9 protein-coding genes are annotated in these 12,589 nt (G+C 37.9%); 1 reads left to right on the forward strand and 8 read right to left on the reverse strand.

Annotation, left to right across the window (positions count from 1 at the left end):
* Positions 1 to 117 precede the first annotated feature (117 nt).
* From pelG to JOC48_RS02390, 5 genes are read right to left on the reverse strand one after another with little or no spacing between them, the layout of a single operon-like run.
* Positions 118 to 1,548, reverse strand: coding sequence for an exopolysaccharide Pel transporter PelG (pelG, locus tag JOC48_RS02370; protein WP_204497447.1), 1,431 nt, complete (start codon positions 1,546 to 1,548; stop codon positions 118 to 120).
* Positions 1,536 to 2,960 (reverse strand): GT4 family glycosyltransferase PelF, encoded by a 1,425-nt coding sequence (gene pelF, locus JOC48_RS02375; RefSeq protein ID WP_204497448.1) that lies wholly within the window; start codon positions 2,958 to 2,960, stop codon positions 1,536 to 1,538. Before pelF ends, pelG begins: the two co-directional genes overlap by 13 nt.
* Positions 2,957 to 4,729: a DUF2194 domain-containing protein gene (locus JOC48_RS02380; RefSeq protein ID WP_204497449.1), complete on the reverse strand. Its 1,773-nt coding sequence runs from the start codon at positions 4,727 to 4,729 to the stop codon at positions 2,957 to 2,959. Before JOC48_RS02380 ends, pelF begins: the two co-directional genes overlap by 4 nt.
* On the reverse strand, positions 4,719 to 5,600 hold the full coding sequence (locus JOC48_RS02385) for a hypothetical protein (protein WP_204497450.1): 882 nt from the start codon (positions 5,598 to 5,600) through the stop codon (positions 4,719 to 4,721). Before JOC48_RS02385 ends, JOC48_RS02380 begins: the two co-directional genes overlap by 11 nt.
* A complete protein-coding gene (locus tag JOC48_RS02390; protein WP_204497451.1) occupies positions 5,593 to 7,842 on the reverse strand; it encodes an NAD-dependent epimerase/dehydratase family protein in 2,250 nt (749 codons plus the stop codon). Before JOC48_RS02390 ends, JOC48_RS02385 begins: the two co-directional genes overlap by 8 nt.
* A gap of 296 nt (positions 7,843 to 8,138) precedes the next feature.
* On the opposite strand from JOC48_RS02390, the gene JOC48_RS02395 reads away from it, so the two are divergent.
* A complete protein-coding gene (locus JOC48_RS02395) occupies positions 8,139 to 9,131 on the forward strand; it encodes a DUF3231 family protein (RefSeq protein ID WP_204497452.1) in 993 nt (330 codons plus the stop codon).
* 156 nt (positions 9,132 to 9,287) lie between these two features.
* On the opposite strand, the gene JOC48_RS02400 is transcribed toward JOC48_RS02395, so the two are convergent.
* Genes JOC48_RS02400 through JOC48_RS02410 form a run of 3 tightly spaced genes read right to left on the reverse strand, consistent with a single transcriptional unit; the run spans position 9,288 to position 12,581 of the window.
* A complete protein-coding gene (locus tag JOC48_RS02400; RefSeq protein ID WP_204497453.1) occupies positions 9,288 to 10,040 on the reverse strand; it encodes a PHP-associated domain-containing protein in 753 nt (250 codons plus the stop codon).
* Positions 10,037 to 10,882 carry an energy-coupling factor transporter transmembrane component T family protein gene (locus tag JOC48_RS02405; RefSeq protein WP_239584139.1) on the reverse strand — a complete coding sequence of 282 codons (846 nt, stop codon included), beginning with the start codon at positions 10,880 to 10,882 and terminating at the stop codon, positions 10,037 to 10,039. The genes JOC48_RS02400 and JOC48_RS02405 overlap by 4 nt, the downstream gene beginning before the upstream one ends.
* Positions 10,869 to 12,581, reverse strand: a complete 1,713-nt coding sequence (locus JOC48_RS02410) for an ABC transporter ATP-binding protein (protein ID WP_204497454.1) — start codon at positions 12,579 to 12,581, stop codon at positions 10,869 to 10,871. Before JOC48_RS02410 ends, JOC48_RS02405 begins: the two co-directional genes overlap by 14 nt.
* Positions 12,582 to 12,589 lie beyond the last annotated feature (8 nt).

A 12,589-nucleotide genomic window follows, 5' to 3' on the forward strand; every position in this document is an offset into this window, starting at 1 on the left:
ACCCTCCCTTCAAGTGCGTGTTTAAAAAGGTCGATAAATTCGGAGCTTCTAGCATCGGAGTGTAGGCTTTCCCTACATGAAACGAATACGCAGCTTATCATTTGGTAATACATCCTCTTACAAATGCTTCAACCGTTTTAATAGCCCTTCAGTTTTCGTCTTTTTTTCCACATATACGACTGGCTGTGAACAATACGTATAATAGTCAATATTCGTCAGGTATCGCATTAAACTGAAAATCGCAACACACAAGGCGACAAATGCACCTAAAAAGACGGGTAAACCATAAAACCCGAACCTCATTCCTAAAATGGAAAAGACAACAACTGAAATAGCGAACAAGCTTGATGTAAAGAAAGCGCCCTTTTGGTAATCAAAATACAATAATATAAGTAGAATGATTTGCATCAGACTAAAAAATAAATTTCCTAACGTTAACATTGTAAAAATATGAACTTGGTCTGCTGTCATCCCAATCGTCGGCAGTAATTGAACGCCTAGTGTAAAGGCAAAAAAGATAACGAATAGCTGCACTTCAGCAACCAATGTCAATTCTAAGGAAACGACCTTAAATAACCGATCTTTTGCCGTTGAAATATCACGAAAGGAAAACGAATGTAATATCCGGTGGTAATACCTTTTGTACGCTTCATAAAAAGTCGTTTCCACGGACACCATAAATAAAACCGTTGCTGGAAGAATGGTTAAAATAGCAAAAAAGACAGGCACATCATAATATGGTGCATAATAGAACGTTTCACCGATCATTTCCTGATACTCACTTTGCCAAATGACGAAATGGTGTCCATACAGTCCAATACTGAAAAACATACCACTGAATAATAGCAATGGATATTTTTCTATATAAATCAGGAATAGAAAATATTTCTGATTATCGATGTGAAAATAAGCTCGGATATAATTTGTAAATAAAAGAATGATGACAAAAAAACCGATATCCAAACAAAGAAACAGTGCTGTAGCAGTCATCCACTTTAATGTAAATAAGCAAAAAACAATCAACCCAACTGCAACAGCTATTCCAATCAAAAAGCTTTTCACTATTTTCATATAGTCTTTTAATGCAGAGACATACATACTCTGAATCCAAATAATAATTAATTCGACAAAAAATGAATAAGTTGCCAGCTTAAACAACAGGGGTAATGGCGAGCTCCAATAAAACAAACATCCAGCAATAGCCCCGATCATCACACAAATACTGATTAAGCCGTACATCGATGAAAGCACGTTGTCTTCCTTTTTCAAAAAGGTTTGATCAGCGACAAACCGTGAAATCACGTAAGCAAATCCATTCGTAATCATCTGTGAAAAGATAAACGCATACATTGTGCCTGCCATAAAAAGCTCTGTTTCCTCAACTGAAGCACCTACCGATTCCATGATCAGCTTAGAAAATAAGATTAAGCATATACATATCGCCATCGGACCTACTGTGACAATGGAAGAATAGCTATAGGCGCGAATGTTTTGAAACAATCCCGATTTGCTATACAGTTTTTTCAGTTGAAATCCTATTCCTGCCATTGTACGCGCCCCTGTGCTTCATAGATATTTTTGTATTGTTCAATAAAACCGTCTTTGCTGTAAAATGCTTTCACGCGCTTCCATCCGCTTCTCCCCATCTCTTCGCGCAGCTTTTGATCGCGACAAAGGGTAATGATTCCATCTGCAATGACGGAATAACTCATGACTGGAGCGACGAATCCCGCAGGTCCAAATGAATCATTCGTACCTTCAATCATTTCTCTGCATGAACCAACATCGGTAGTTACCGACGGAATGCCAGCTGCCAAACCTTCCAGAATCGCAAAGGGTTGCCCTTCACTAATGCTTGTTAAGACAAGAATATCGATACTTTTCATGTACTCCTTAATATTAATGGATCCAGTAAAAATTACGTCCTCCAATCCTTGTCTTTCAACAAAGCGGACACATTCCTCATAATATTCTGGCTCCTCATTTGTTGGACCCATCACAAAAAATTTGGCGTTAGGAACCTGTTCTTTTACAATCGCAAAGCTCTGCAGCATTGTTTTTATATCTTTAATTGGAACGACACGAATAATCGCACCAATGTGAATCATTCCCTCTTCCTGGTGTAAAATCGGCAAATCTTCATAGTCCTCGACATGAACACCATTCGGTATGATCGTTGTTTTTTCTTTCGGACAACCTATTTCAACTTGAATTTCCTGGTTTCTTTCAAACATAGCAATCACGTTAGAAGCGTATCGATAGGCACAATTAGACATGCTGTAAAAATAGCGAATCCATAAATCCTTTAAGTGTCCCTGAATCCATGTAGCTTTAATGATTTCCTCTTCCCGCTCTCTCGTATAAATTCCATGCTCGGTTAACATGTACGGTTTTTTATACATGTAGCTGGCAAGTCCACCAACGACACCTCCATATCCAGTCGACATGCTGTGATACAGGTCTGCCTTGGGTATCGGGTGCTCGATACAAAGGAATAACGGCAACACCATCGATCGGAGTGACCAGTATAATTCTGTAAATGGCAAATTTGGATATTTTTCCAGTGCTAGTTCGGAAATAATATCGAAAAAGTCTTTGCTCGTTAAAAAGTTAATGACATGGTCGATGCGCCCGCTTATAAACAAGGCGAAAACCGTATCCCAATCCGGTGTCTTGCTAACTAATATTGATTTGATCGCTTCCTTTTCCTTAGTGGAAATTCGATATCGCCTTCCCCATTTCATTTGATAATCTAAATAGGAATCGAGAAAAATTTCTTCCATATGAACGACATTTTCTGGGATATGATATTTGAATTGACCACGCTGTTTATGATCAGCACTGATGGCATATACGCTAAATTCAAATTGTGGCAAGCTTTCGATTAACATTTGCACCCAACTGGAAACGCCGCCCGTTACATATGGATATGAACCTTCAACAATGACACAAATTTTCATGACGACCCTTCCAATCTAATTTCAAATGTCGCTTGCTTAGCTGTGATAAGATAAACACCCGGATCAACCAGTTCAACCGTGTAACTTTTTGCTGTTTGAACCGTCTTGTCTGTTCGTAAAAAGAAATAAAACTCATCGACATCACGACTAAGGGCTACACTTAATCCATTATCTGTTTGTTCGATGCGTACATCTGTAGCTAAAAATTCCTTTATCGTAGAACCGGCCTCTGCACTGGTCATCGAGCGTAACCAAGGATATTTTTCCTGAATATCTTTCGTGATCGTTTCATAATTGGATGCCAGCTCCTCCCAGCTAGCTTGACTCGTCAGCACTTCCCAAGGTGAAATTTGATGTGCATATACGCCAATGGAATAGATGGCATTTGCTATCACCCATTCGGTTTGTTCTGAATAGCTGTACCCACTGGATGTGATCGGTACATACGTCCAATTATTTTCCTGTTTAAACTCAGATGCTTGCTCTGCATAATCAACGACTACATTTTCAATCGATGGATAGACTTGCTGCACAGCTTGCAACCCTTCCTCACTTATTTTTAAATCTGGTGGATAATACGTTTTTATTGAATAATTAGGAAAAGATTGATCCATAAATTGGTCTGTATTGTCCAACACTTGATAAATATCATCAACAGACTCCCAATAATTTTCCCCAACAAACAGGGGGACGTTGTTATAGCCTGCTAACGCTAATTCGCCATCAATTTTCATTAGCTCTCTTACATACTTCACAAAATCCTGGCGTAATAGGCCATCACTAAATGGCGCATTTACTTTGTGATCGTTAACCGGCATAAACCCACTCGTATAGCTTAGCTCGTCATCCATTGCTGTTTTTTGAATCGCAGGCCACCAGATGTCCCGATAAAATCCAACGATATCTTTTTTATAGGCTTCGAAAATTGCTTGATTCCTGCCAGATGGAATTTCAGATGGAAAACCGTCTATGAAACTCATTTTCACGTTCATAATTGGATATAAAAAGTCGTCTTCAACAAGACTGATCGCTGACGTTAAAAGGCCTCTGGCAGATTTTTTATCAAGCATCGTCCCATTGAACGTAATAAATGTTCCTTCTTTATAGTTACGATTCCATAGTAATGGAACGTCATCACTAGACTGTGCATAAATATTACTTCGCTCTTCTAAGCCTACAAACAGGGAAGAGTTCGTAATAAAACTTCCATCTATTTTCATGGATTGTTGATTGGGCCACAGGTTATCCGCCACTTGAATGCCAGCTGTTGTAACAAAGCCACCAAACTCATAAATTCCAAGTTTTCGATAAAGATAGATAAAAGCATCATCTATTGCCGGGCGGACGGTAAATAAAACCGTCCCGCCATTAGCTACATATTGATCCAGCTTTGTAATATCATCGAATTTTTCCAATGCTTCAAAATTAACGATTACTGTGTTGTATGCATCAAAAGCTTCTGTTAAAGATTGAACAGGTACCGTTTGAAACGCTTTTTTCATATAAGTTAAAGTTTGTTCGACATTTGTTGTGACAGATTGGCTGAGTTGGCTTTCCTCGTCATAAATCAATAAAAAGTTCGGTTTTTCTGTAAAGGAGGATTGTGAAACTGCTTGTTCCTTTTCAGTAGATGCTGCACTATCTTGAAATTGCTTGTAACCTAATGTTAATGCGTAATTTGAGCGAATAACTTCTAAAAATAATCCAAATATAAAAACGAAGCAGAGGATAAAAAACACACTTTTTCCTAGTCTAAACTTACGATTCATTTGCCTCTCCTTGTATCCAGAAGCGTAATTTGCTTAATCCCTTTTGTGACAGTTTTATCGACGAATTCCTTAATTCATGTACGGTTTGCTGAAACCCGGCATCATCCTTTAGTTGGTAGTAAAGCTTCATCGTTTGAAAGTAGCTCTCTTCATTTCCTGGGAAATAATGTCGAAATAGATCACAATAATATCTAGCATTCTGGTATTCTCCAAGCTCTAAATCATTATCTATCTTCTTAATAAAGCATTCCTCATTATAAGGGTTTAATTCTAAGATTCGTTCCAAGACGCCGCTATAGGTGTACCTATATTTTCTAATCGTTTGATGATCGACTAATTCGACTTCCAAATAGTTTTTTAGAAGCTGACTCATTTCTATTAATTTATTTAGATTGATAGGATCCTTGTCCAGCTCTACTTCTAAGTCCTGGATGCTATTCCCAAGCTTACTCTTCGTATCCATAATGGCCGTAGCAGCAAAATGTGAGGTTTCCGTATCTTCATTTTCAAGTGCAGCACGCAGTAAATGAGTATTTTGAAACGAATCTTTTTTTAACATATTTAATAGCATCTTTCGTTTTAGCTGATTATCATTAAACATTAGTGCGTCCTTAAAAGGGATCACATTGCTGACACTCGCATGCTGGTCCTTTTGCAAAATTTCTTCATCGTCATCATCACTGATTTGAATCAGCCAATCTGGCAAGGAATTTGCTTCTTTTTTATTGAAATACAAAAAAATCAAAAGAATGATTCCGAATACGGGGATGCAAACGATAAAAGCTAAGCGCACGATCCAATTGATTTTTTTCCTCATTAGCCAAAAGACTAGTGTGCTAACGACAGCGTAAATGATTAGAGCGTTAATCATTGGCGGTCCCACCGACTGAAATCTGTTGATACTGAAGCCGCGTAATGACGTGCTGAGCAGTCTTTTCATCCGTATTCGCTAGTAAAATCGACAGGGTTCCATCTGCTTCCACACCTACGTAATCCGTTTCTCTTAATAACTGTGTGACTTTATTCAGTTGTTCTAGTTGATACGTCTTTTCTATACTTAGCTTTGTATAAGGGATCTTAAACTGTTGCCATGCCTTCTGTTTACTTGCGAGTATTTTCGCAAAATATTCTGGCTTCAATACCACTGTTCCGTCATAATACCTTTCTTGATTTGTTGCCTGCACATAATCTGTTGCCTTTATTAAAGAGCTAGAAATCAGACTTACGATCACATGAAATAAATTTTGATAATATAATGTAAGGTTTTCAAAGTTCATTTCATAAATGAACACAACCGCTATCGTTTTATCCTGTTTCACGATTGGCGCAATCATCTGCGGCATGTTTTCTACAAATTTTTTGTTAAAAAAATTTTCCTTTGAGCTTATTACTTGTGCTAAAACACTCTCATCCTTTACCATAATGGAGGATGGAATAATTAAATCATTTCTTCGTGATTTTGATACAAGCCTTAGATACCTATTGCTATTAACTAAATAAATTGCTGCTGCATTCGTTTTCATCGTCTGCTCAATCACAGCTGTCGCTCCAACAAAAATATCATCAGGCTCTAAGCTATCTAATTGTTGAACCATCGAGTAGATTTTTCCAATCCCATCCTCGGATTCCACGATTTGTGTCTCTAACTCTTCTTTTTGATCCCGAATTTCCTGGTACAAGTCCTGAAGAAAGTCATACTTCTGACCGGCGGCAACCAGCTCCTGCTTGGCACCATGTGCGTCTATCTTTTTGCGGTCGATGATATAGCCGACAATTAAGCCGATAAATAAGTAGACAGCAAATTGCATTAAAACCTCATTGTCAATAAATAACGTGATGAAATCTCTTCCAGCCATCATATTTTCATAGCTAAATAAAACGATTACAAGGGCACAAGAAACAACTGCCTGCGTTTTTCCAAAGAACAGGGCAATGATTAACACATACAGCAGCTTCATGTCGATATTTGAAAAATATTCACCTAATGTGAAGTGGGCAGCAACGATTATTGTAAAAATAACAAAGTTTTCGATAAGTGGAATTAATTTTTCGGTATGGACGGATTGGTTGTCTTGCTTCGATTTATTTGGCTTCTGCTTGGTGGATTTGGATTGTTTGGATTTTGTTTTTTGCTGATAAAACCATTGGAATGTTTCGTATATGCCTTGTGAAAACGTATATTTTGGTGCCCAATCAATCTCTTTCATAAGCTTGCGATTATCTAAGCTTGAATTTTCAATATCGCCAGGATTTTTATCCTTATAAAGGATAGCGGGAAGGTTGCCAACTCCCGTTGAGTCTAAGATTCCCTTTATTTCATCGATCACCTCGTTGATCGTCGTTTCCTGGTTGGTAGAAACATGATAGACACCTGTAAGCTCACTCATGGCCGATCGATAAATTGCTTCCGTTACATCTTTCACAAAAATAAAGTCACGGGTCTGCGTTCCATCACCAAAAACGACTAATTTCTGCTTATTCATCACTCGGTTTAAAAAGATGGAGATAACTCCTGCTTCCCCACTATTGCCTTGTCCGGGTCCGAAAACATTTGAAAAACGAAGACAAAGCGTATCTAACTGATAGAGCTTCGACCATTGCTCACAGTAGTACTCGCCAATCTGTTTACTCATACCATATGGCGAAATTGGATGTAGATCGTGCTCTTCTTCAATAGGAATCGTTAGGGGGTCGCCATAGACAGCCGCTGAAGATGCAAAAATAAATTTTTTCACACCATATTTACCGGAAAGATGAAGCATATTCAGCAGACCAACGATATTTGCATCGGCATCATAGGTGGGATTATTCATGGATGTTGAAACGTTAACATTTGCTGCCAAATGAATGACCATGTCAAAGGGGTGACCTTTAAATATTTGTTCGCAATTAGAACTAGTCACATTCGTAATGAACGATTTATGACGAAAGGTAATATTTTCTTTTTTTCCAGAAGATAGATCATCCAAAATAAAAATATCATGACCTTCTTGATAAAATTTTTCAGCGACAAAAGATCCTATAAATCCATAGCCGCCAGTGATTAGCACCCGCAATTTATCCCCCCACTTCCTTGGACGCCCGAATGGTTCTATTTTCCTATTATACTTCATTATAAAATATAAGTCGAAATCAGTCACTAGGTTTGTCGGTATTTAAATGACTTTTTACCTAAATATTGCGAATTTTCGTGAATTATTTTTGGTCGCTGCGTCGCTTAGGAGCAGAAGGACATTTCGTCTATTTAAGAAAAACCACGCATAAAGGTGCATTATTTGAACGATAAAAGCATGACACTGTCCTCCCACCGAAGACAAATCGACCACTTTGTCCACGGACGGGGTCAGACCCCTTTTTGCATAATCCTTTCCATCTTGAGCAAGATTAAGTTAGAAAGGAGTGATAATTTGTGAGTAATAAAAACCCTTTAAGTTCTTCTGAATTGGGTGGGCTTTGGCTTACATACCAGGAAAAGACAATGATTATTAGGATGTTGGAATATTTCATGGAAAAGGCGGATGATCAAGAAGCAAAAAATATTTTGGGTGGATTATGGCAGGACCTAAATCATTATTTAAAGAAAATAGAAAGAATTTTCGAAAATGATGGAGTGGTTATTCCACATGGTTTCAAAAAAGAAGATGTAAATCTAGATGCTCCAAAACTATTCGACAATGGTTTTGACATTATGTTCGTTCGAATTTTAAAAGAAGTGAGTATGGGGATGTATACACTGAATATGAATATGGCATATCGCAATGATATTATCTCACTTTATGAAAGTCTTACCTCGATGACGCAAAAAACGTATCGAATAGCTACCGAATATTTATTGGAAAAAGGAGTTCTCACACTTCCACCAAAGGTTTCGATGCCTAAGTCGACTGAATTTATTGAAAGTGATAAATATTTAAAGGGATTAAATCCATTTACGGATAACAGAGCCTTAAACGATATTGAAGTAGGTAATTTTCATCATGGACTTGAAACAAATAACGTTGGCATGCAGCTAATGATTGGCTTTGCACAATGCGCTGAAAAGGAAGACGTGAAAGATTATTTTACGAAAGGTAAAGAGCTTACGAAGAAACAAATAAATATATTTGAAAAAATCCTATTAGAAAGTGATATTCAACCTTCTGCCACTTCAGGAAGTAGTGTAACCACTTCTACTATAGCCCCGTTTTCTGATAAATTGATGATGTTCTGCGTATATTTGCTTAATGGCTTCGGAATTGTTGGTAGTAGTTTCGGGACAATTTTCACATTAAGAAATGATCTAACCCTAAAAACATCCTTAATAGCCAAGGATATATACACATTCGCGCAAGACGGTATTAAAATTATGATTAAAAACGGATGGATGGAAGAGCCGCCACAAATGGAGAATGAAACAGAATAAAGCCCTAAATAAACGGTCGTTCCAGAACCGATTTTGAACGATTAGACCCCATAGCTCTTATTATAAATAGAGCTATGGGATTTTTTTATAAGGAGAATTACAACGACCACTGTCCTCCCAGCGAAGACAAATGGACCACTTTGTCCACGGGCGGGGTCAGACCCCTTGTGATTCTTTGAGCATTTTTTTGATTTGTTTGGCGGCTTTTACTTTTGTTTCTAGGCAGGGGGAGGTGGTTGTTTGGTAGTTCTGGTTCTGGATGGTTGTGCGTATTTCCTGTATGGTGTTACAGTCTCTGTCTAATTTGTTGATGATGCTTCCTAGTTGTAGAGGGTAGTGTGAATCACTTCCTCCTACAACAGGGAGTCTAAGATTATCTCCCAACTGCCTCACACTATTTTCAATTTCTCTCCCTTGGTTATATAGGTCTTTTCCATTCAGATCGAAGAAATCTAACTGACTTAACAAAGACTGATCTAAATGATGTAACGGTGTAGAATTACGAAATGGATGGGCACCAATTTTAATCATGTCATATTGCTGGGCGATCGACAAAAGCTCAGCAAAGGGAATAAAATTTTCTGCATTTCTATGGCTAGCAAGTCGTTCACTTATTTCCAGCACATCATTTCGATGTCCAATCAATAAAATATGTCCCGTTTCTTTGATATCAACTTCTAAACCAGGAAAAACCTTAAATCCATCGATATCGTAGTAATCATCGTTATAATCATAATGCTCGTCTAATGTATGATAAATATCGACAAAATGAAGCGTATTAAAATGCTCTGTTAATGTGAAAGCGTGCAGCCCGTTCAGATTTGCTTCCTTTACCATGTCTAAAAAAAATTCCAAGCTAAACTCACTTTTTTTCGTTAACTTCCCATGTGTATGGAAATCAATTTTCATAGTGGATGTATCTCCCTCTCTATTGGATATAAATGACCGATATAAATAACAGTAATGATTAAAAAAATAGTAAAGATAAAAAAGTATATATCTCGTGGTTGAACCCTCAAATATGACAGCTTTAATTTTCTAACTTCTTCATGTTTTAATGAATAAGTAAATCCTTTGACCTCAAGCGCCTCAACGGTTGTACGAGTACGTTTTGCCGTGTTTAGCATCATCGGATAAAAAGCGAACACAGCCGTTTTGCAATAATAGACAACTCTTTTCCAATGGATCACCCCTCTATCTTCTGGTACTTTTCCACGCAGCCGGAATGAATTAAAAATATTGTTGTATTCTTCAATTAAAATCGGTAACATACGATAGCCATATGAGATACCGAAACACACCTGACCTGGAAGTCGAAAACTCATCAGTGCATCACTAAACTTCTCCGGATCCATGCTTGCAAAAACAGCAATACTCGCAAGTGAAATAATCGTTAACTTCAATGTAAAAGTTAGTAGTGCCATTGCTGCCGTTAAATCTCCCCCGAACATTACCGACACAAAGATAATATAGCCTGCTTCAGTGACGAGACCAAAGGCTAGTAAGATAATAATTAGCGGGCTTACCCTGGAAATGGACAGTAGTACCACCATATAGAGTAAAAATCCTAAAAGTATCGTGTTATTCCAAAACAGCCACGGAATAATCGCAAAAATCAAGTACCAAACAATCGCTACTCTAGGGTCCAGTTTCCCCATAAACGTGTCTTTATTCCCGTAGGCAGTCCGCATTAATTCTATTTTTATATTTTCTACAGTAATTTTACTTAATAAATCTTTAATAGATTTCAAGTTTTTCCTCACCGCTTTCTGCAACAAGACATGAAACAAACGCATCAACACTTAACGGAACAGGATTTAAGTTTAACGCCTGACCAAGCTTGATAATTTGCGGTGCTTGAATCGACGCCTTTTCTAACAAAGCAACATCACTAAAAATGTCATGACTGCTGCCATCTTTTACAATTTCCCCTTGATCCATGACAATTACCCGATTCGCCCATTCCGCTACGAGTTGCATATCATGCGTGGCTACGACTACCGTTTTCACGGAATCTTTTAGCTGTTCTAACATGAGTAGCATTTCCTTCCGACTAGAAATGTCTAAGCTAGCCGTTGGTTCATCCAGTAAAATAACTTGCGGCCGCATCCCTAATCCAATTGCCATGGAAGACCGACGCTGCTGTCCACCACTTAATAATCTGCCATCTTTATTTTCAATCTCCTTAAGATGAAAACGCTCGACTAACTTACTGAAAAACTGCTCCGTATCTGGAACGTCTCTGACTTTTAAAAAATATTCAATGTCTTTACGTATGCTATCTTCTATAAACATTTCTTCCGGATTTTGGTATATATAGGTTACTTTCTCTGATAATTTTTCTGGCGGAGTATTTCCTGCGTTTTCTCCACAAACAAATACATTTCCGTGCTTCGGCTTTATAATCCCTGTAATCATCTTTAATAGCGTTGATTTTCCAGCGCCATTACTTCCAACAATTGCTACCCGATCTCCTTCATATAAGGAAAGGTCTAAGTCAGTAAAGACATAATTCATTCCTCGATTTAATGTCTTGTACCCATGCGTAACCCCCTCCAATGAAACAATGGGAGTCGGTAGCTTTTTTACTTTTTCCGGATACGGTTGTTGCGCAATAGAAACAGGATGATTTTTTAAAAAATCAATGCCTTCTGATAGAGTAATCGGCAGTAGAATGTTATTTTGATAAAGACGATGGATGGCTTGTGTTACCTGAGGAGGAAAAATATCTTTTTCTATCAACTCTCCTACATTATTTAGCGCATCCTTGGTAGGCTTTTGCCAAACGACTTGGCCTTTATCCATCATGATCACTTTTTTACAATATTCGCCAATAAATTCCGTATGGTGCTCTATCACAATGATTGTTTTTCCGTATGCTTCGTTTAAAAGCTTTAGTTTTTCATATATTTTCTTTGCATTGACAGGATCCAATTGGGCTACTGGTTCATCAATGATAATCGCTTCAGGGTCTAAGGAAAGGACGCTCGCTAAAGCCACTAAGTGTTTCTGTCCCCCACTTAATTGCCAAATAAACTCGTCCTTAATAGATGTTAAATCTAACATTTCTAAGGCAAGCTGCCCTCTTTCTTTGAAATCCTTCATACCAAAGCTTAGCGGTGCAAAGGTTACTTCATCAAAAACCGTCGGCCGTACGAGCTGATTTTCAAAATCTTGATAAACGTAGGCTGTTTTTTTCGATAACTCGGAGACTGAGTGCTCCCTTGTATTTAAACCATCGACAATAACTTCCCCTTTGATATCCCCGACATAAAAGTGAGGGATTAATCCATTGAACGCTTTGCATAATGTGGTTTTACCACTGCCATTACTCCCAATGACAGCGGTAAAATCCTTTTTGTTTATTTCAACGTTGACCCGATTTAATATATTTTCCGTTCCTCCCGGGTATTTAAAGGAAAGGTCTTTCACTGAAATCAAAGTATTCATTCTAAAAG

Origin of the sequence: Aquibacillus albus (assembly GCF_016908325.1) — a bacterium.
GTDB lineage: Bacteria > Bacillota > Bacilli > Bacillales > Amphibacillaceae > Aquibacillus_A > Aquibacillus_A albus.

What these genes read in the sequence shown, in the direction of transcription:
- pelF (WP_204497448.1), bottom strand. Translation starts at nt 2,960, where the DNA reads ATGAAAATTTGTGTCATTGTTGAAGGTTCATATCCATATGTAACGGGC.
- JOC48_RS02385 (WP_204497450.1), bottom strand. Translation starts at nt 5,600, where the DNA reads ATGATTAACGCTCTAATCATTTACGCTGTCGTTAGCACACTAGTCTTT.
- pelG (WP_204497447.1), bottom strand. Translation starts at nt 1,548, where the DNA reads ATGGCAGGAATAGGATTTCAACTGAAAAAACTGTATAGCAAATCGGGA.
- JOC48_RS02390 (WP_204497451.1), bottom strand. Translation starts at nt 7,842, where the DNA reads ATGAAGTATAATAGGAAAATAGAACCATTCGGGCGTCCAAGGAAGTGG.
- JOC48_RS02400 (WP_204497453.1), bottom strand. Translation starts at nt 10,040, where the DNA reads ATGAAAATTGATTTCCATACACATGGGAAGTTAACGAAAAAAAGTGAG.
- JOC48_RS02410 (WP_204497454.1), bottom strand. Translation starts at nt 12,581, where the DNA reads ATGAATACTTTGATTTCAGTGAAAGACCTTTCCTTTAAATACCCGGGA.
- JOC48_RS02380 (WP_204497449.1), bottom strand. Translation starts at nt 4,729, where the DNA reads ATGAATCGTAAGTTTAGACTAGGAAAAAGTGTGTTTTTTATCCTCTGC.